The following is a 21,839-nucleotide window of genomic DNA, read 5'->3' as shown; positions in this document are numbered from 1 at the left end:
CCTTAATGGTATTTAAGATTTTGAGAAATATATTTTAGGATATATTTCTCTTTTTATTTTTACCATACGGAAAAAGGATTCACCCAATGGTACTTTCAGTGCTTTTACCTATTTTTATCCTCATTTTTTTGGGATATTTGAGTGTAAAAATCAATCTTATTGATAAAGCACAAATTTCAGCACTGAGTGCTTTTGTGATTCGCATTTCTCTTCCTGCATTATTGTTTGTGGCTTTGGCTTCTAAAGATTTGCATGAAATTTGGTATCCAAGCTATTTCTTTGTCTATGCGACTGTGTCTTTTCTCTTATATTTGACTGTATTTCTGGTTTTTTATTACTTTTTTAAACATCGGTTTAGCCATGCTGCGGTATTTGCGATGGGCGGTGCAATGTCAAATACGGGCTTTATTGGGACTGCAATTTTAACCTTGCTGATGGGAAATCAGGCGACCGTTTATATCTCGTTAACCTTGATTGTGGAAAATGTCATCATAGTGACCATGGTGTTGGCTTTGGCTGAAATGGGTTTGCAGCAACAGCAAAATCTTGGATTATTACTCCGTCAGACTTTACTTAAGTTATTAAAAAATCCTGTGATTTTATCGGTGATCTTGGGTTTGAGTTTTGCATTTTTTCAGATTCAATTACCCACTCAACAGAATCAAGCATTAGATTTGCTAGGTAAAACAGCTTCACCCATTGCACTTTTTGTTATTGGTGGTGGTTTGGTGGGTTTATCAATTCAAAAAATTGATATGGAAAGTGTATTTTTGGTGTTTGCTAAAATGATCATAATGCCATTAGCAGTATTTACAGGCTTGTCTTGGATGCCAAATGTCAGTCAGGAAATGCTTTATGCAGGTACGATTATTGCGGCTTTACCGATGCCTGCGGCTTTTATTATTTTCTCACAAGCCTATCAGTTGCAAGATCAAAAAACCTTAACACCGTTGATGATCAGTACATTTTTGGGTTTCGTGATCATTAGTGCGCTGATTGCATTGTGGTGGTGAATATTCCCAATAAAAAGGATTGTTAAAAATAAGTTGCTCAATGGATATTTAGGGTATTTGAAATTTTATATAAGCCAAAAAATTAAAAAACCTCCGTGTGGAGGTTTTTAAAATATGGGGGCTTAAAATGTGGGCTTAACCACCACTAAAATAACCACAGCAAGTAAAATTAAGGTGGGTAATTCATTAAAAAAACGCCAAAATTTGTGTGATTTGTAATGTGCATTGCCAATGAGTTTTTTACGGTAATAACCACAAACAAAATGATAAATGACCAATAAACCCACTAAGCCTACTTTCAGATAGAACCACAGTGCTTCGTGATAATGACGTGTTGCATCCCCCCAATCCACGAGGAAATGGGCGGTGATCAGTGTGATGATCATCGAAGGCCACATGATGCCTCGATATAATTTGCGTTCCATCACTTCAAAGCGTTGATGGCTAAGCTGATCTTCGCTCATCGCATGATAAACATAGAGGCGTGGGAGGTAGAACAATGCAGCAAACCAACAGACCACTGCAATAATATGAAATGCTTTTACCCAGAGGAAAGCATCAGAAGGAGCATCCATCAAATCACCCTTATGTAAAGGGCAGTGCGGAAGTGGTTGACCTATTGGAGTAATAGATCAACCATTTTCAAATTAGCCTTCCCATTTTTTGAAAATGAGACATGCATTAACACCGCCAAAACCGAAACTGTTACTCATGACAGTATTCAATTTTGCATCACGTTTTTCAAGTACGATGTCGAATGGTTTTGCACCTTCGTCTAATTCTGTGACATTGATGTTTGGTGCAATAAAGTCATTTTGCATCATCAGTACAGAATAAATTGCTTCTTGTACACCCGCAGCACCTAAGCTATGACCTGTCATTGACTTTGTTGAACTCAATGGTGGAACTTGACCTTCACCAAAAGCACGCTCCATGGCTTTTAACTCAGTTACGTCACCTGCAGGTGTAGATGTACCATGTGTATTTACATAGTCAATGCTTTCTACGCCGTGTTGCTTTGCTTCATCAAGTGCCATCAAGATACAACGTGTCGCACCTTCGCCTGATGGTGCAACCATGTCAGCACCGTCAGAGTTTGCAGCATAAGCAACCACTTCAGCCAAGATATTTGCACCACGTGCTTGAGCATGTTCCAGTGATTCAAGAACCACGAAACCACCACCACCTGCAATCACGAAACCATCACGGTCAGCAGAATAAGGGCGTGATGCTGTTTCAGGTGTTTCATTATATTTAGAACACAGTGCGCCCATCGCATCAAATAATAAGCTTTGTGACCAATGATCTTCTTCACCGCCACCTGCAAGCATTAAATCTTGTTTACCCAATTGAATCAGGTTATATGCATAACCAATCGCATCTGCAGAAGTTGCGCAAGCACTGGTAATTGAGTGTGCAACACCTTGTAATTTGAAGGCTACACCGACGTTTGCAGTAATGGTATTTGACATATTACGTGGAACGAAGAAAGGTCCTACTTTACGTGCACCTTTTTCTTCAAGTAATTTAATCATTTCAGCAACAGAGGCAGTTGAGTTACCGCCTGAACCCCCTGCGATACCATAACGTGGATTGCCACCCAATTGTTCAGGAGTTAAACCTGCATGTTCAACCGCAGCGACCGCAGAATTATAGGCATACATTGCACATACGCCCATGAAACGTTTAAGTTTACGGTCAATATGGTCAAAATCTTGTTCAGCCGCAGCACTGACATGGCTTTTAAAATTGAGTTCTTCATAAGTCGGGTTATGACGTGTGCCTGAAATTCCATTTTGTAAAGAATGGGTCACATCTTCTAATGTATTTCCGATACATGAGTTAATACCCATACCCGTAATCACAACACGACGATTCATACAAAGTCCTTTATTTTAAAATAAGCGATACAATGGGCTCATTTAAGCGTTTTTAGTTTTCTATCGCAATGGCGAAAGATATAGATTCTACAAGGATTGACTTTATTTACCTGATCCTCTGACTTTTTGGTCAATCCTTGGCTACAAGTTACTTTTGCCGTATTTAAAAATAAATATGAAAAGTAAAATATTTGCAAAATAAGACAAAGCTACTCAAATTTATCTCACAAAAGAGCAGCTTTGAGAAAATCTTACTTGTTTTACCAAGGCGTTTTCTTTTCCCACTCAGGGTCAAAACCACGACATGCATCTGCAACTTTCAAATAATCTGCGTAGCTTTCAGCCAGTAGAATTGGCGGAACTTCACTTAAGGGTAGACGATTTGAGTTCCAAGAACGGCTACCGAGTTGATCAAACTCTAAGTCATACAGAACCGCAGGAATATTTTCTTCAGGGACATAACTGCCACTAAATACGATTTGTACATCAATACCCAATTGTTTAAATGATTTGCTATAACGGTCAAATGAGCCTGCATCTTCAATGCTTGAACGTTGATAACCGAGTTTGTTGACGACACCACGTAAAGTAAAAGTATCTGTGATCCAACCTTTACGATCTTCGATTTGATTGGCTTTGGGGTCGGTGAGTTCAGGTAAATGATGGCTCATTTGTTCAAATAAAAATTTGACTTTGTAGTCTTTAAAATGTGCCATCCATGCATCTGCATGATCTTTACCGACAATCACGGCATGTGCAATTTGAATTTTGCTGGTGTTACTAAGTTCAATTTCATCATCATCTAGATTCAGTAAGCAGCCATCATCACTTGGACGGAACGCGATTTTCTCACCTGATTCAGTGACTTCAAGCCAAACTAAACGTTGAATTAAACGTTGCATGATTGGATGTTGAAACAGATATTCTTGCCATTCCGTAACATTCCATTGGCGTTCACTACACATTGCCTCATACAAACGACCTGTTTGCATGTCAACGACCTGTTTAAATTCTTTTTTGCTGCTGCTGAATAATGCTTTTGCTTCTTTAATCAAACTCTCATCATCATTTTGACGCGCTGCAGGTAAGGCTTTGACCACTTTGCCTTCTTCATTCTTTAATACAAATTTGTCTTTATCATCGACGATCGCTGTAAATAAGCGTGTGCCATATTCTAAGTTAAGGACGCCATGTTCATCCAATCCTGCCGTTGGAATGGTACGGTCAGCCAATTCATCATTACTCCATTGATTGCGTTCAGCAATTTCTGTGACTAAATCGGTCGCTAAGTTTTGTACAGAGGTCGTGCGATAACGCCGTGATAATGATAATAGTAATTGAATGATTAATGGATCATTGCTGAGAGATAATGCTGAAATCATCGCTTCAATTTGTGAGCGGCGAGGGTAGTGCTGCTTCATATAATTTTGTAGCATTTTTACAGCAAAACTACCTTGTGCGGGATAAGTGAGTGCCAACATCCCTTTACTTTTAATCGCTGAACCTAAATAAATTGACAGTTGTTGACGCTTAACTTCTTCAATGACTTCTTCAAGTGTAATGGTTGCATAATGCCCATAATATTCAGGGTATTTATGTCCATAATGTTGATAACTGTCTCGGTAGCCTTGTAGGCGTTGTGGTGCTTCTTTGGTTGCGACCTCCATCGCTTGTTCTAAAGTAGGAGATAAAGTATCTTGTTGAATAAAAAGATGTAATAGATGGTTGGCAAGCTGTTGCTGACTTTTTTCATCGAGTAAATCTAAGTAACGTTGAAAAAGTGCATTGGCTTTTGGGTCTTTAAGTTTTTCAGCCAACACCACCCACCAGTGAATAATTTCGGCTTTTACAGTTGTACCATTTTTCCACGATAATTCAGGTAAAGTTTTGGCATTAAACCAAGTAAAACTACTGGAAATCTTCGCTTTTAAGCCCTGTTGAGCCTCAGCAAGTAACACTTTTTCAGACAAATAAGGGCTGATGTCTTGTCCTAATTTTTCCAAAGCAGTGAGTAGGGCGGCACGAACGATTTCCTTTTTCTCTTTTTTTAGTAAAGCGTTTAGTGGTTTAACAGCTTCCTGATGTTGTAAACGTGCAAGCCATTCAATGGCAGTAATGCGAATTTCCTGTTTACCTGAGTCTAAAGCTTCAGTGGCACGTAAATGAATTTCTGGCAACGTTTGTAAAGCTTGCTGTGCGTCGAAACGCAGACGTTTATTTTCCCCTAAAGCATATTCAAGTAAACGGGGAATAAATTGCTGTGGAATGCTTGGGAAATATTCTAAAATTTTAATCGCTTTGATGGCTTCAAATTGATAATAGGCACTTTCTTCTAAAGATGGACTTAAACCCAATGCTTCACTGATAAACTCAGGATGTTCAGCAAAAAAAGGCCAAATCTGTTGTGGCTCGGTGATATAGTCATCTAAATTATTCCAATAAGACATTAACATACCTTGTGCGATCTGACGCTCAGTATTGCTACATCCTATATCTTGGAGTGCTTGGTTGATTTGACGTAACTCTACATTCGCATATAGGGAAGGTGGTACATCCTCAAAAATGGTGCGCCAACTGATCGTTTGATCCGCCCTACGAGAAACATGAATGCGCATTGCATGAATCAGTGAATATTCAGGATATTTTTGTATATTTTTTTGATAGGTGATGATCTGAGTATCTTGTTCAGAGGGTTTTCGGGAGGGTTGACCATTTACCTGATCTAACAACACTTTAAAATTACTAATTTTCACGTTTTTTAAACGCTTTAAATTTTTTTGCGCCCAATCTGAACGATAACTACGATTTTTATTTTCTTCGATTTCAGCCGCAGCAGACTGTTCGGCTTTTTTTAGAATTTTATCAAAATTATCTTGTAAAACATCAATGAAATCAGAAGGAATATTTTGTGCAAGCAAGGGGCTAAAACTTGGAATTTCAATATGTGTAGCGTGAGTAGACTCATGTACTGCTTTTAAGCGTTGTACAGCCATTAAAATCACTTGTTGTACAGATTTTTGCTTTTCACTTTCAAGAGCTTGTTCTAAAACAGCAAGGTTATGTTCACCTAAGCGTGCTAAAAGTTCTGCAGCAAAACCACGTTCCTTGCTTAAACCATGGATTAAATAGTCCTGTAAGTAACGTTGACTGTCTTCTGCATTGAGTTGGCTGAGTAAACTTACTGCCAAATCACGAATGGTTTTAGAACGACCAATGGTTAATTTTACGATTAATTCAGGAAGTTGCTTTAAAATCTCAGGTTGAGCTTTTAAATAATCTAAAAATACAGTTTGCCCATCGACACTGAGATTTGGAACCTCTTGTTGAAAAATATCAAGATGTTGTTCGATATAAGTATTTGTATCAGACAGTTCAAAAATTAGATCCATACGGTCTGTATAATAACTACTACAACCGACTCGTTCGAATAGAAACAATGGTAAATGTTGTGCCAAAGTGGATTCATCTGTAGCTAAAAGTTGCTCTAATTTAGCCAATGTCCAATGTTGTTTAATCGGTTTTTTTGCATCAAGTTCACTAAAACCATGACGCTGTTGTAATGTGACCAAAGCATCAACCACAATATAGTGAAACCACACAGGAATGGGCGCGTACAGTTCTTTATAATTTTTTTGTTGGGTAATACTTTCATATACTTTACCCAAACGAATGATTTGTTGATTGTTCAACGTATCAAATAAAGCATGATTGAGTTGCTGGCGTGATTTAATAGATTGATTTTTTAATTTTTCTTGTGCTTTGCTGAGCTCAATATTTGTCCAATGCCATTCATAAGTACCAGGATATCCAATTAAATCAGCTGCTTTTTCATCATTGAGTTGATTGAGTTGCAGTAATATTTCTGGATTTGTTCCTTCTACAATAAAAGGAATAATATTTTTCATTAAATTTTCATCAACTTCATTGAGTACTTTAAAGATCTCATATAAAGGTTTGACGGTATCTACAAGCTTTTGATTATATTCTTGATGTTCAGTGCTTTGTTGTGTGGATTTCTGATTTTGATTAGAAAAAAAGGATTCTATTTTGGACATGAAGTGACTGAGCATTGTAAAAGTTCCTCTTTTGCAAAGATATATTTGTTATTCAGTAGGATTGAATTAAACATATTGTTCTATTTTAAAAATAAATTCAAAAAATAGTAGATGGATACTAAGGCTTTACGACATTAATTGTCGCAAAGCCTGATATTCATTTTTCTATATTAAACTGAATGTTCGATCGGTAAACGATAAGACAGACGTTGTATTTGTAAAAATAAATGTCGCCATTTTAGTAAAGTCGCTGGCAAATTATCACTTTCGATGCCTGTTTGAATACTACGTTGCAATATTGCCAAGCCCAAGTCCTCATATAATTGTGCAGCATGTTGTAATTTAAGTTTGTCTTGCGGATCGAGTACAGCACGTCCTGTATTGGCATAAAACTCAAGCACAGATTGGGTTTGCCTGATGGCAATATCTAAAGCAGAATAGTGCTGTTGGCTTTGCCATTGTTTTTTTTGTTGCAGTAATTTTTCGATCCGACCTGTGATCAACTCGCCCAAACTGCTCTTTTTATAGGACGGGTGATGGTAGTCCAAACTGAAAATTTCCAAATGTTGCTTTTTCTGCAAAATGACACTACATGGAATGAGTTGAATATTTTGTTGTGAGGTGTCCAAACGCACGAGTGTTGCTACAATTTTTTCATTCTTTTGAATAAGCGTAGTGAGGTGTTTGATCCGAACTTGATATTCAATTTCAATCGGTAAAGTGAGTTTTAAATGACAAGCATCATCATCCTGAATACGACATTCAAAACATTGTTGCTGTTCATTCAGTTCAGGTGCATCAATCTGTTGGTGGCGTAGTAATACATAACGATACGGATTTTGCTCCAAACTTGAGGTAGGTTGCACATATTGAACGAGATCAGACCAACGACTAACCCCGATATTCAACTGTTGAAAATCATCTAACGTCAGGTCTTGAAAACTTGCAAGTTGAGTAAACCGAGTGTCTGCACTCGCACTGAGATTGACCTCAGAGCTTGCTTTGGAAATATTGAGTTGAATCTGATGCCTCAGTAAATAATCTAAAGATGTGCCCCAAATGCCTGTTTGTGCCACACTATTTTTGTCAAATGTGCTGTCTAAACGATTGGCTCGGGCTTGGGTGACTTCACGGCTATGCTGTTGTTCTACATCCCAAAACGTAAGTGTTAGACCTTGTGCACCGCTGTCGGTTTGCCACCATTCACAGCCCAAAGGAATTAAGCGTTCTGTACTCTGTTCTTGATAATCACGTTGCATAGTGCCTTTGAGACGCTTGAAATTTTTAGCTTGGTTTTGACTGTTTTGTAAGGCAAATAAATAAGCGTTTAAATAGGCGAGTTGTGAGAAAATCTGTTGTTCATCCATCTGAAAGTCATCTTCTAGCAACTGTTGCATCATGCCGTGTAACTGTCTTAACTGTGTTGCCAAGCGAGGTAGATTTTGTGCACGTGCTTGCATATTTAAAATGTGCAATGACAAGACAGATTCTTTAGCGATATGAGAGAGACCTTGCTGAATAAAGTGTTGGCAAAGTTGTTGTAGTTCTTGGATAAATTCAACGTCTTCAGGGGTTAAAGTGTATGGATGATTGAGGTGAAGTTGTTGTTTTAAATCCTCCGGCCATCGCCATTGTTCAGGCGCATGCAGATGAAATACATAGGCAATACAGGCTAAATGTACAGCGTTTTTTTTATTGTCGTTAATATCTGACAAAATCCCATCAAAAGCTGTTGGCGGGAAAAATAAAATTGGATTTTCGCTGAATGTGGTTTTAAAACTGATTTTTTCAGTTGATATTGCAAGAGAACAAGAGTCTTTATTCTCACAAAAATTTTCCCAAATTTCAAAAGCTAAACGGGTTTGTGCTTTGCCTATTTTTTTAAATAATGTGCTGTCTTTTAGGGCTAAAACTGTGTTTAACGCTGAATTTTGGACAACGCTTTCTGTCGCGATTGCTTTGACATTTTCTGCAAGGCGAGCAGGACTTTTCGCAGTTTCTAGATGCTCATGTGTATTATTTTGTTCAGTGCTTTCAATGGTCGTTTGAGTGATATGTTGATTTTGCTGTAACCAAAAAATACTGCTGAGAATATGTTTGCAACAACTTTGAGCAGGGCAGTTGCATTGTGCTTCGGTAATACCTTGTTCTGGTAAACATACTTCAAATTCTTCGACTTTAAATTGCAAAGGTGCAGTATTGCCTTCAATGAGTTGCACCTCTTCAAGTGACTTTTTGGCACGACGAATCAAGCCTGCGTTGCTATGTAAGGCTAAACTTTCTTCATCATAATGCAGATAAATTTGTCCAATCATTGCATCACCTCCGCAAACCAAGTGGCTAAATGCTCAGGTGTCATCGCAGCGATTTGCATACCACGTTGTTGTAATTTTTGTGCCATGTTGCTGTCATAAACAGGATTGGCTTGACTGTCCAAAGCTGCAAGTCCAAGCAATTTACAGCCTTGTTCATTCAGTTGCGCTGTCGTATTTAACAAATGCTGAACCGAGGCTCCTTCCTCAAAATCACTGATCAAAATCAAAATGCTACGATTCGGCTGCGTAATTTTTTGAGCACAATATTGCATGGCTTGACCAATATTGGTTCCGCCACCAAGTTGTACGGTGAGTAACACTTCGACAGGATCATGTGCCAAATGACTGAGGTCAACGATTTGTGTATCAAACAGCACCAAGCTGATTTTTATCGCAGGTAATGCTGCCAAAATGCTGGCACAAATTGCGGCATACATGACAGAGTCAAGCATTGAACCGCTCTGATCCACACACAGCACAATTTCCCAAGATAAATGCTTTTGCACCCGAGCATTAAAAATTGGATTTTGAATGATCAGCTTTTTATGTTCAGGTTGATAATTTTTCAGATTGGTGTGAATGGTGCGTTTCCAATCAAAATTCTGCGCTTGCTTGATCTGGGTACGACGAAAACGATTGCGTCGCCCTTGTAGTGACTGCAAAAATTGCGTGCGAATTTTTTGTAATAATTCCTCAACCACTTGGCGAATCACATCACGTACTGCTTCTTTGGCTTCAGTACTTAAATGTCCACGCATACTGAGCAGGGCTTTGGCTGTGGCAGGATGAGGTGCTAACGCTCGGATACTTTGAGGGTCTTTAAGTAAGTCTTGCAGTTGATAGCGTTCGAGCGCATGTTTTTGCATACGTTCAAAGGTAGATTTGGGAAATAATTTACGACTTTGATTGAGCCAATTGATTGCAGTCAATTGTGAGCCTTCAAGTCCACCATGTCGCTTAGAGCCTTGTTGAACGCCACGGCGTTTATATTCATTTTGATATAAATAATCGAGATTGCGTTCTAATCTCAGTTGTTCACCTGACAAATGGGCTGCCGATAAACTTTGATCGGAATAACGTCCTAAAATGAGTCGCCAACGTCGGGCAGCTTCTAGGCTGTCCAATACATTTTCATCTGAGTCTACATCGGATGGTGCGGTATTGTTGGATGTCATTTTGCCACTCCTGTAATCCAATGCTCAAGTTGATCATGCTGTAAAAGCTGTTGTAATTGTTGATTTAACTGAGCAGCCTGTAACATGTCTTGTTCACTGATATGACTGTGCGCTTGATCTAGAATCACATCTTCAGCAAGCCCCGCCATACGGGCGACTTTTTGTGAAACAGCAGAATTTTGCTTTGGACTGAGTTGACTGAAAATATAACGCAGATCAGGCAAAATCTGTAAAAAGGTTTCTTCTCGCCAATGTTTAACCAAATCATATAAAGCACTGATGGCAATGGAGGATTGCACAAAAATTTCAGGTGCAATTGCAAACATTCCTTGCACATATTGCACAGCTTCATTTGCATCACAGCCGACAGCAAAGGCAATTTTTAAATACTGCTGTAATTGTTCCTGATCAATCCGATGATCAAGAAACATTAAGGTATCCAAAGCACCTTTTAATTTACTGAGATGGAAGTGATCAAATTGCTGACGTTCAATATGCTGATAAAATAAGTCGAGCAATGCATCATTTTCTTGTTGCAGTTTTAGTTTAGAAACTGACAAAATTAAATGATGTAAAGTCTTAAAACTATTTAAATTTTCTTCAATTTTATCTTCATGGGTGTCATATAGTTGTTCGAGTAAGAAACAAGCTTGTTGCACTGAACGCACTAAACTGTGCTGTAAAATGTGTTCAGGTAATTGCAATAACTTTCGACCACTCCATAGATAATACAATTGCTGTGCAGCAGCCACGACTGAGTGTAAGCTTTGATCTGTTTCTAAATAATCATCTAACTGTTGTTGTAAAATATTCAGTTGTTCTTTTAAGCCCAAACGACAGGCTAAAGTCAGCAATTTTGCGGTTTCAAATGCCGATTGTCCGAGCCCATTTTGCTGGTGATATTGCTGTAAAGCGAGAATTTTTCCTAAAGCGATGTGAGGTAATTGATCGCCCAATTCTGCAAGTTCAATTAAACGCGCTTCAACCGAAGGTGACCACGCATAACGCCATTCTTCAAATAGCAAATCCATGCCCGCGCCATGGGTGAAATCTGGACCTGATAAGCGATGTGCAAAGCCACAATCGACAAATTCAAGTAAATTGAGAAATTGACTGATTTCTTGCTGTAAAGGCTTGCGGTAAATATCAAGTTTTCGATGGCGAGGAATTGTATCGCTGACATTAAAACGATATTTTTCGATTTGTTTGAAAATATTTTGTAAGAGTGCGGGGCTGTGTTGATGTACAGCGACATTCCCCAGTTGTTGCCCGCTTAAATATGTATAAATTTCCTGAAATAACAGTTGTTGGCCATCGTCCACTTCACCTTTAACCAAGGCACTTTGTAAAGCATCTAAAAGATCGTAACGACTTGGGCGGTAATGACCGCGCAAATGTGCCAATTGCAATGCGAGTTCAGCCGTATTTTTTAGCGCAATATACGCAGTGACATCTAGAACTTTTTTATCCTCTAAATGATGACAAATTTCAGTGAGATATTTTAGAAATTGTTGTTGAATCAAATGATCATCAGCATGATCTTGTTGCTGTTCTTGCAAATCTGCTTGATTTAGATCTTGCCAAAACTGTTGATAAAATGCAGGCGATGGCATACCTGACGCATAGCCATTTAACGCATCCAAACGGTCAAAACTATAACGAATTAACCATGCATTTTCCTGCCATTTGTCTTTTTTATTGACCTGGATAGGGTAGCGTTTTGCTGTGTTTTTTTGTGTTAAATTTTCAATCAAAGCCAAGGTGTGAAAACCACCTGTGACCACCAAAATTTTATGTTCAGGGCTTAAACAGGCTTGAATTTTTTGCCACATGCAGTCTTCACGATGCAATGATGCTTCTTGTAACAGCACATCCTGTTCATAGTCCAAACGTGCCAATGAACACCATGTAAAGACATCCTCGAAAAATTTTTCAGCTTGCTTGAGTTTAGAAATACTTTGTAATTCAAATAAATGATCCCAAAGTTCATCATGGTTACGACAATGTAACTGCTGTGCAAGATTTTGAATGTATAGGCTATGCGCTAAATAACGCTCAGAAATCAGATTTTTTTGAGACCAATCTAAGGAGCCATTTGCCAATTTAAAAGCACTTTGTTGTTGCCAAGACAGATCAATAAATTCAATTTTTGCGTGTTGTGCAGCCCCTTGTTTTAATGCCACCCATTCAGGCGAATATTCACAAAATGGGTAATAGGCTGAAAACAGTGCAGGTGTTTGATTGTCTTGTGTATCTTGGTTTTCATTCGATTGTTTTGCCTGAGTCGCTTTTTGTTGTTGTGCTTGTGCAAAAATTGCAATTGGAGGTTGGGTATTTTCATCTAATAAAGCTTTAAGTAAAAACTGAAAGCGATGTGGCGCTTCGATTAAAATATGTGTGGGTTGTAATGCCTCAATATAATGTTGCAAGGCATAGGCACAAGCAGGGCTATGGTGACGTATAGGCGCAAAATAAACCTGTTGTGCTGCGGCGAGCGTTTGCTTGGCTTGAAATGCCTGTTGCAGTCGTTCAGGCAGTGCTGCTGCATGAAATTCTGCCATGGTTAAAACTCACGGCTAGCATCAAAAAAGGCTTTCCAATCTTGATCTTGGCGTGCACGTTCTTTGACCACACTGTCCAAATAATAACGTAAACGTTTGGCATCTTCAGGATTGTCTTTAAATACTACACCCATCAATTGCTGTGCGATATGTTCGGCTTGGAGTACGCCATTGCCCAAATAAATTGCCTGTAAACTTGCTGCATGCGCAATATTTACCGCTTCCGCCGTTGACATGACTGCATCAGGCGTTTTTAAGTTGGCACCTTGTAAGCTTTGACCTGTACGTAATTCATTGAAAATAGTGACAAGCAGCTCAATTACTTGCGGTGGTACGGTTAACTCTGAAAATAAATCACCGACTTGTTGTTTGAGTTGTAACTGTACCAACTCCACCTCAAAGGCACGGTTTTGAATAGGTTTCACAGTTTCAAAGTTAAAACGGCGTTTCAGTGCAGCAGACATTTCATGTACACCCCGATCACGTAAGTTGGCCGTGGCAATTAAGTTAAAACCATGTTGTGCGCAGACACTAAAATCTTGTCCCATTTCAGGAATCATCATTTGTTTTTCAGACAATAATGATACCAAAACATCCTGAATTTCAGGCGGGCAACGGGTAATTTCCTCAAAGCGTGCCAATTTTCCTTGTTGCATAGCAAAGTAAATAGGGGATGGAATTAAGGAACGATCCGAAGGACCTTCAGAGAGCAATAGGGCATAATTCCACGAATATTTAATATGGTCTTCGGTGGTTCCTGCGGTTCCTTGTACCGTAAGTTGAGAGTTGCCACTGATTGCGGCACTTAAGAGTTCTGACAGCATAGATTTGGCTGTACCCGGTTGCCCAACCAGCATGAGACCTTGATTGCCCATTAAGGTAACTAAGGCACGATCAACCAAAGCATCATCGCCATAAAATTTCTTTTGAATATTGAGCTGAGCGTTGCCCAAGATAAAATCCCGTACGGCATAGGCTGAAAGTTGCCAACCTTGTGGTTTACGCTTTTGGTCTTTTTCTTTTAAGCGTTGTAACTCATTAGCATATTTTTGTTCAGCACTGAGCTTTAAGGTGTATTGTCGATTATTATCCATATTGTGAATCATCTTGATATTCAGTTATATAATTGATCATAACGAGGCATGACAGGGAGCGCCAGCATTGTTAGCATGAATGCGACAAATTGTGACTTATGTATATATTTTTGTGTAACGGTATTATGGTTTTTTATATTTTTCGTCAAACGTACACAATTAGAGTTGAGATAATCATGCACAATCCTTAGTATTGGGCTAAACCCATAAAAATGAGTGGAGTAGAGTGCAAATGGCAGATTCTAATAATAAACAGACAAAGCGCATGTTATCCAATACATTTGGACTCGCTAAAAAAATAACTGCGACAGGTTTAAATATGTTAAATCATGTTGCGCCTAATTCTGTCACTAAGCTCAATCAAAGCCCTGCAAAAGATTCAGTTGTGGAAGGCAAAGCTCGTAATCAAAGCATGTTTGAAAAAAAACAATATGATAACCCGCAACAGATGATGCGCGAACATTTACCCAAAGTATCGAGTCAGTTATTAGGACGACATTATACAAAAATCAATAATGTAGCTTCATTTATTTCACCACAATTAAATGACAAAATGTCAGACTATTTTTTTGATAAATTGAATGATTTTGTTTCAGAGAGTAGTTCAGTTGATAAGCTGCTCAAAGAAGTCGGTGCCAAAGATTTAAAAGAACTCACCCAAGATCCAGCTCGCTCACAGCGCATTAGCCAAGCTTTAGCAAATCAAAATAAAATCCTTGCTGCTATTCAAGGTGCATTGACAGGTGCAACAGGTGTGATTGGTTCAGCGATTGATGTGCCAACATCGATTGCACTAGCTTTACGTAGTATTTACCAAACAGGACGTGCACATGGCTTTGAGTTGAAGCCTGAGGATCATGAGATTGTTGAATTTATTTTCAAAAAAATTGATCTAGGTTCTGTGGCGGAAAAACAAGCGTTGTTAATTGCGGTACGAACATTTTCCACCACTTTACAAACCCATGATGTCAGTCAGTTTCAACAATTAGTGGGATCAAGCACCTCATCTGATGTATTGAAAAATTGGTTAAGTAATCAAGATGGTACATGGAAATGGTCTTGGTTGGACAATCTACCCCAATTTAAAATTGTGACTAAACTTGCACCCTTAGCATGTATGAGCATTAGTGCAACTTATAGTTGGAAATTGGTTGATGACGCGACTGAAAAAGCACAAATTGTATTTAAAGGGGCGCAACAATATCAAGCGCAACATCCTGAAGAAAATATAAGTGCTTTAGCTGCTTTTGAAAAGTCAGAAATCTTACTTACACAAGCCAGTTTATTGTTACAAGCACCAGAGCAAGAAGATGCAGCTTCCGTTCCTGCGATTGAAGAAACTGTAGAAAATGACGTTATTCAAGATGTGCAAGTATTGACAAAAGATGAGGCTCAGCAACTTAAAAATAAGGAAGAAATCAGTATTGCAGATTTAGCCAAAGCACATGTTGCCACAGAAAATTCGCTTTCTACGGATGAATCACAAGCGAGTGAGGTTGAAAAAACAGCAAAATTGACCGAAAAATCGCAAGCAGATGAAAAAAATGCAACAAAAGATGCACAAGATACACAGGCAAATGTTGACGCAGAAACAGTCGTTGATCAGTCGAGTGAAAATGAAGCTGTGCCGCAAAATGTTGAAGCGACAGCAAAATCTAACCGTAATAAAAAAGTTTAAAACAACATACATAAGATTTATTTTAGGTGATTTGGAAAAAACATCTAAAAAAGATTGAAAAAATACAGAGATGGTCAATATTTGATAAGTGTCGAATGTTGACCATTTTTACATCTTGACTTACAATTGCATGCCCTCAAAAAGCGGTATTTTTTTGAGGCTTTTTATTAACGGGAGAATTGCCATATGGCAACAACAAATCAGTTGATCCGTAAGGGTCGCACAACTTTAGTTGAAAAATCTAAAGTTCCTGCGTTGAAGGCTTGTCCACAACGTCGTGGTGTTTGTACACGTGTTTATACAACTACACCTAAAAAACCTAACTCAGCAATGCGTAAAGTTTGCCGTGTGCGTTTAACTTCAGGTTTCGAAGTTTCTAGCTACATCGGTGGTGAAGGTCATAACCTACAAGAGCACAGTGTTGTTCTTATCCGTGGTGGTCGTGTTAAAGACTTACCAGGTGTACGTTACCATACCGTTCGTGGTTCTTTAGACTGTGCTGGTGTGAAAGATCGTAACCAGTCTCGTTCTAAATACGGTGCTAAACGTCCTAAGAAATAATTCTTTCAGAATTCAATCTTAAGATTATAGAACTGCAATCCTTTATCGTCTCGCTTGTCTGATTTCTGCATTTATTTTGTGAAATTCAAGCGACGTGTAGTAAGGCCAGCGAAAAGTACATGACACTTTGTACTGCTGCTGGATAAACCTGAAGTGTCATATTTATAGGTAGTTTAAAATGCCAAGACGTCGCGTAGTTGCTGCTCGTGAAATCCTTCCGGATCCGAAGTTCAGTAGCCAAACAATCGCTAAATTCATGAACCACGTAATGCAAGATGGTAAAAAATCTATTGCTGAAAGTATCGTTTACGGTGCTTTAGACCGCGTTCAAGAAAAAAATAAAGTAGACCCAGTTGAATTTTTTGAAGCTACGCTTGAAAAAGTTCGTCCAATGGTCGAAGTAAAAGCACGCCGTGTTGGTGGTGCTACATACCAAGTTCCTATGGAAGTACGCCCATCCCGTCGTACTGCTTTAGCGATGCGTTGGTTAGTAGATGCTGCTGCTAAGCGTTCTGAAAAAACTATGGCTTTACGTCTTGCTGGTGAGTTGCTTGATGCAGCTGAAGGTAAAGGCGCAGCAATCAAAAAACGTGAAGATGTGCATCGTATGGCTGAAGCCAACAAAGCCTTCTCTCACTACCGCTTCTAAGCGGCTAAAACAGTCCCTTATCAGGAGAATACTAATGCGAATTGCAGCACGATTTAACATCGCCCTCTACCAAAGTGGGGGATTTGCGGGAATTTAAGTTGCGCTTAAATCCGTATTAAGTATCCGTACGCATCAATACTTATTGATGCGTCCTGTTTTAAACAACAAAATTTAGGAATGCTAGAAATCATGGCTCGTCAAACCCCAATTTCTCGTTACCGTAACATTGGTATCTCTGCACACATTGATGCGGGTAAAACAACAACTTCAGAACGTATTTTGTTCTATACAGGTCAAAGCCACAAACTTGGTGAAACTCACGAAGGTTCTGCGACTACTGACTGGATGGAACAAGAGCAAGAACGTGGTATTACCATTACTTCAGCAGCTGTAACATGCTTCTGGTCAGGTATGGGTAACCAGTTTGATCAACACCGTATCAACGTAATTGACACACCGGGGCACGTAGACTTCACAATCGAAGTTGAACGTTCTATGCGTGTTCTTGACGGTGCTTGCATGGTTTACTGTGCGGTAGGTGGTGTTCAACCTCAGTCTGAAACTGTATGGCGTCAAGCGAACAAATATAAAGTTCCACGTATTGCGTTCGTAAACAAAATGGACCGTACTGGTGCGAATTTCTTCCGTGCTGTAGAACAAATGAAAACTCGCTTGGGCGCAAACCCAGTGCCGATCGTTGTTCCAATTGGTTCAGAAGAAAACTTCCAAGGTGTTGTTGACCTGATCGAAATGAAAGCGATTATCTGGGATGAAGCATCTCAAGGTATGAAGTTTGAATACGGTGAGATCCCAGCTGAATTGGTAGAATTAGCGCAAGAATGGCGTACTAACATGGTTGAAGCTGCTGCGGAAGCATCAGAAGAACTCATGGATAAATACCTAGAAGAAGGCGATCTTACTAAAGAAGAGATTGTTGGCGGTCTACGTACACGTACTTTGGCAAACGAAATTCAGCCAATGATGTGTGGTTCTGCATTCAAAAACAAAGGTGTTCAACGTATGTTGGATGCTGTAATTGAATTCTTACCTGCACCAACCGACGTTGAAGCGATCAAAGGTATTCTTGACGACAAAGACGAAACTGAAGGTTCTCGTGAAGCGTCTGATGAAGCTCCGTTCTCTGCACTTGCGTTCAAAATCATGAACGACAAATTCGTGGGTAACTTAACGTTCGTACGTGTTTACTCTGGTGTTCTTCAAGCAGGTAGCCCTGTTTATAACCCAGTGAAAATGAAACGTGAGCGTATTGGTCGTATTGTACAGATGCATGCGAACGATCGTCACGACATCGAAGAAATTCGTGCGGGTGATATCGCAGCGTGTGTAGGTCTTAAAGATACAACAACTGGTGATACATTATGTGATGAAAATCATGTAATTACACTAGAGCGTATGGAGTTCCCTGAGCCAGTAATTGCACTTGCAGTTGAACCTAAAACTAAAGCTGACCAAGAAAAAATGTCAGTTGCTTTAGGTCGTTTGGCAAAAGAAGATCCATCATTCCGCGTTCGTACAGATGAAGAATCTGGTCAAACGATTATTGCGGGTATGGGTGAGCTTCACCTTGACATCATTGTTGACCGTATGAAACGTGAATTCGGTGTAGAAGCAAACATTGGTAAACCAATGGTTTCTTATCGTGAAACGATCAAAAAATCGGTTGAACAAGAAGGTAAATTCGTACGTCAAACTGGTGGTAAAGGTAAATTCGGTCACGTATACGTACGTTTAGAACCGCTTGCTGAAGACGCTGGTAAAGATTACGAGTTCGCTGAAGAAGTTGTTGGTGGTGTAGTACCTAAAGAATTCTTTGGTGCGGTTGACAAAGGTATTCAAGAACGTATGAAGAATGGTGTCCTTGCTGGTTACCCAGTTGTAGGCATCAAAGCGACATTATTCGACGGTTCTTACCACGATGTCGACTCTGACGAATTATCGTTCAAAATGGCAGGTTCTTATGCCTTCCGTGATGGTTTCATGAAAGCGGATCCTATCCTTCTTGAACCAATCATGAAAGTAGAAGTAGAAACTCCAGAAGACTACATGGGCGACATCATGGGTGACTTAAACCGTCGCCGTGGTATGGTTCAAGGTATGGACGATTTACCTGGTGGTACTAAAGCGATTCGTGCAGAAGTTCCACTTGCTGAGATGTTCGGTTACGCAACTCAAATGCGTTCTATGTCTCAAGGTCGTGCGACATACTCTATGGAATTTGCTAAATATGCAGAGACTCCACGTAACGTGGCTGAAGGCATCATTTCTAAATTCCAAAATGGTGGTAAAAAAGGTGACGACGAGTAATCTTTCGATTACTATAAGCCCAACTAATACATAGTTAAAAACCAAGTGCTCATGTAGTGACCCTACATGAGTAGTTTAAAAAGGAAGAACTCATGGCTAAGGCTAAGTTTGAACGTAATAAGCCACACGTAAACGTGGGCACAATCGGTCACGTTGACCATGGTAAAACAACTTTAACAGCTGCAATTGCAACTGTATGTGCAAAAACTTTTGGTGGCGAAGCGAAAGACTACGCTGCAATTGACTCTGCACCAGAAGAAAAAGCACGTGGTATTACAATTAATACTTCTCACGTAGAATACGATTCTCCAATCCGTCACTACGCGCACGTAGACTGCCCAGGACACGCCGATTATGTTAAAAACATGATCACAGGTGCTGCTCAAATGGACGGCGCGATCCTTGTATGTTCAGCGACTGATGGTCCTATGCCACAAACTCGTGAACACATCCTTCTTTCTCGTCAAGTAGGTGTACCTTACATTCTTGTTTTCTTAAACAAATGTGACATCGTTGATGATGAAGAGTTAATCGAATTAGTTGAAATGGAAGTTCGTGAACTTCTTTCTACTTACGACTTCCCAGGTGATGACACTCCAGTAATCCGTGGTTCAGCTTTAGCTGCACTTAATGGTGAAGATGGTCAATACGGTGTTCCAGCTGTACTTGCACTTGTTGAAGCGCTTGACACTTACATTCCAGAACCAGAACGTGCTATCGATAAAGCATTCTTAATGCCAATCGAAGACGTATTCTCAATTTCTGGTCGTGGTACAGTAGTAACAGGTCGTGTTGAGTCTGGTATCGTTAAAGTCGGCGAAGAAGTTGAAATCGTTGGTATTAAAGATACAGTTAAAACAACTGTAACTGGCGTAGAAATGTTCCGTAAATTGCTTGACGAAGGTCGTGCAGGTGAGAACTGTGGTATTCTTCTACGTGGTACTAAACGTGAAGACGTTCAACGTGGTCAAGTATTGGCTAAACCAGGTTCAATCAAACCACACACTAAATTCGACGCAGAAGTATACGTACTTTCTAAAGACGAAGGTGGTCGCCACACTCCATTCCTTAACGGTTACCGTCCACAGTTCTACTTCCGTACAACTGACGTAACTGGCGCAATCTCTTTGAAAGAAGGCGTTGAAATGGTTATGCCTGGTGACAACGTAGAAATGTCAGTAGAATTGATCCACCCAATCGCAATGGACCCAGGTCTACGTTTTGCGATCCGTGAAGGTGGTCGTACAGTGGGTGCTGGTGTAGTTTCTAAAGTTACTGCATAATCACTGATTGTGTAAAAAAAGCGCTCCTTTGGGGCGCTTTTTTTGTCATTAATAGAATTAAAATCATATTAAGTTTTTGATGTTGTTCTTTTTATTTTATTGATCATTTTTTATATTCTATTTGATTAAAGTTGTATTTTAGTCATTGTCTTGAAGATTTTCCTGTTCACTTTATTTCTTATGATAGTTCTTCATGTCCCTAAGTGATATTTGTTTGACCTGATCAGCAATTATTTCAATTCGATAAAAACGTAATATAAAAATAAGAAAAAAAATCACAAAAGATTTAAGTGGTCATTCACTTAACAGGAGTTGTTTTAATGAATGCAAAAGTCAATATTTCTAATCGTGCAGGTGCTTCTTTCCCAGTACGTCGAATGAATTTTAATTTTGATCATGTGCCAGAGTATTGGGCAAATAATTCTGCAGGTATTACTCATTTTATGACAGCATTATCAGCATTGTTTCCTGATGGTGAAAAGCTATTTATCGATTCAGTACGAGCAGTACGTTATCACCCTGCGATTAAAGACAATGAGGCTTTGCAAAAAGAGATTAGTGCTTTTATTGGTCAAGAAGCAATGCATACTCAAGAGCATGTGGGTTTTAATGCATCAGCACAAAAATATGGTCATGACGTAGCAAAGTATGAACGTGAAACAGGTCGTTTGATTCAAGCGACACGTAAATGGTTTGCTCGTGCAGTGAAGCCATTTGGTATGACGCAAGAAATGGTAGATTTGACTGCAACTACAGCACTTGAGCATTTTACTGCAACAATTGCTTCAGAGTTATTGCGTAATCCGCATATTCAAGAACTAATGACCGATCCAACCATGTCTTATATGTGGTATTGGCATGCAGTGGAAGAAAATGAACATAAAGCAGTTGCATTTGATGTATATGAGGGTGTATTTGGTACAGGTGTAAAAGCTTATGCTTTACGTAGCACTGCTTTGGTGGTCGCAATGGCATTAATTTTGAGTGCACAATCTTCATTTGTCATTCGATTATTAAAAAATGACGGCAAACTCAATCTGAAAGAATTAGGCATCATTTATAAATATGCATATAGTCCATCAAAAGGGATTATTGCAGGAATGACTAAAGAAATGTTGGCATATTTCCGTCCAAGTTTTCATCCAAATGATTTAGATACGGTTGAGCTATTACAGACATGGAAAACAAAATTAGGGATTTAATGTTGATAGATTAGATTCATATAAAGGAAGATTTTTATAAATCTTCCT

Annotated in this window: 14 protein-coding genes; 7 read left to right on the top strand and 7 right to left on the bottom strand. The window is 39.2% G+C overall.

Annotated features, from left to right (window positions below):
* The first annotated feature begins 86 nt into the window (after nt 1-86).
* Nucleotides 87-1,013, top strand: coding sequence for an AEC family transporter (locus HUV91_RS09710; protein ID WP_174493258.1), 927 nt, complete (start codon nt 87-89; stop codon nt 1,011-1,013).
* Nucleotides 1,014-1,135: 122 nt separating this feature from the next.
* Here the strand turns inward: HUV91_RS09710 and hemJ are convergent, their stop codons facing one another.
* The 7 genes from hemJ to HUV91_RS09675 all read right to left on the bottom strand — a co-directional run bounded on the left by hemJ (nt 1,136) and on the right by HUV91_RS09675 (nt 14,093).
* The gene (gene hemJ, locus HUV91_RS09705; RefSeq protein ID WP_130074236.1) at nt 1,136-1,588 is read right to left on the bottom strand and encodes a protoporphyrinogen oxidase HemJ; all 453 of its coding nucleotides are present in this window, start codon (nt 1,586-1,588) and stop codon (nt 1,136-1,138) included.
* Nucleotides 1,589-1,660: 72 nt separating this feature from the next.
* Entirely contained in the window at nt 1,661-2,893 is a 1,233-nt protein-coding gene (locus HUV91_RS09700) for a beta-ketoacyl synthase N-terminal-like domain-containing protein (protein WP_130074237.1), read from the bottom strand.
* 260 nt (nt 2,894-3,153) lie between these two features.
* The gene (locus HUV91_RS09695) at nt 3,154-6,963 is read right to left on the bottom strand and encodes a DUF4132 domain-containing protein (protein ID WP_174493257.1); all 3,810 of its coding nucleotides are present in this window, start codon (nt 6,961-6,963) and stop codon (nt 3,154-3,156) included.
* A 155-nt stretch (nt 6,964-7,118) separates the two neighbouring features.
* Nucleotides 7,119-9,263, bottom strand: coding sequence for a hypothetical protein (locus HUV91_RS09690; protein WP_174493256.1), 2,145 nt, complete (start codon nt 9,261-9,263; stop codon nt 7,119-7,121).
* Entirely contained in the window at nt 9,260-10,438 is a 1,179-nt protein-coding gene (locus tag HUV91_RS09685) for a VWA domain-containing protein (RefSeq protein WP_174493255.1), read from the bottom strand. Before HUV91_RS09685 ends, HUV91_RS09690 begins: the two co-directional genes overlap by 4 nt.
* The gene (locus tag HUV91_RS09680) at nt 10,435-12,999 is read right to left on the bottom strand and encodes a DUF5682 family protein (RefSeq protein ID WP_174493254.1); all 2,565 of its coding nucleotides are present in this window, start codon (nt 12,997-12,999) and stop codon (nt 10,435-10,437) included. The genes HUV91_RS09685 and HUV91_RS09680 overlap by 4 nt, the downstream gene beginning before the upstream one ends.
* A gap of 2 nt (nt 13,000-13,001) precedes the next feature.
* Nucleotides 13,002-14,093, bottom strand: a complete 1,092-nt coding sequence (locus HUV91_RS09675) for an ATP-binding protein (protein ID WP_130074242.1) — start codon at nt 14,091-14,093, stop codon at nt 13,002-13,004.
* Nucleotides 14,094-14,325: 232 nt separating this feature from the next.
* Here HUV91_RS09675 and HUV91_RS09670 point away from each other — a divergent pair, with 232 nt between their 5' ends.
* The 6 genes from HUV91_RS09670 to HUV91_RS09645 all read left to right on the top strand — a co-directional run bounded on the left by HUV91_RS09670 (nt 14,326) and on the right by HUV91_RS09645 (nt 21,791).
* Entirely contained in the window at nt 14,326-15,771 is a 1,446-nt protein-coding gene (locus HUV91_RS09670; protein ID WP_174493253.1) for an EcsC family protein, read from the top strand.
* 186 nt (nt 15,772-15,957) lie between these two features.
* Nucleotides 15,958-16,332 carry a 30S ribosomal protein S12 gene (rpsL, locus tag HUV91_RS09665; protein WP_000246374.1) on the top strand — a complete coding sequence of 125 codons (375 nt, stop codon included), beginning with the start codon at nt 15,958-15,960 and terminating at the stop codon, nt 16,330-16,332.
* Nucleotides 16,333-16,510: 178 nt separating this feature from the next.
* Nucleotides 16,511-16,981, top strand: a complete 471-nt coding sequence (rpsG, locus tag HUV91_RS09660; RefSeq protein WP_004901967.1) for a 30S ribosomal protein S7 — start codon at nt 16,511-16,513, stop codon at nt 16,979-16,981.
* 189 nt (nt 16,982-17,170) lie between these two features.
* Nucleotides 17,171-19,306 carry an elongation factor G gene (gene fusA, locus HUV91_RS09655; protein WP_130074244.1) on the top strand — a complete coding sequence of 712 codons (2,136 nt, stop codon included), beginning with the start codon at nt 17,171-17,173 and terminating at the stop codon, nt 19,304-19,306.
* Nucleotides 19,307-19,398: 92 nt separating this feature from the next.
* Complete coding sequence (tuf, locus tag HUV91_RS09650) at nt 19,399-20,589, top strand: elongation factor Tu (protein ID WP_174493252.1); 1,191 nt, start codon at nt 19,399-19,401, stop codon at nt 20,587-20,589.
* A gap of 320 nt (nt 20,590-20,909) precedes the next feature.
* Nucleotides 20,910-21,791 carry a metal-dependent hydrolase gene (locus HUV91_RS09645; RefSeq protein ID WP_174493251.1) on the top strand — a complete coding sequence of 294 codons (882 nt, stop codon included), beginning with the start codon at nt 20,910-20,912 and terminating at the stop codon, nt 21,789-21,791.
* The last annotated feature ends 48 nt before the right edge of the window (nt 21,792-21,839 follow it).

It is taken from the genome of Acinetobacter sp. Marseille-Q1623 (assembly GCF_902809895.1).
GTDB lineage: Bacteria > Pseudomonadota > Gammaproteobacteria > Pseudomonadales > Moraxellaceae > Acinetobacter > Acinetobacter piscicola_A.
Note: the sequence above shows the minus strand (reverse complement) of the source record. Positions and strands in the feature narration are given on the sequence as shown.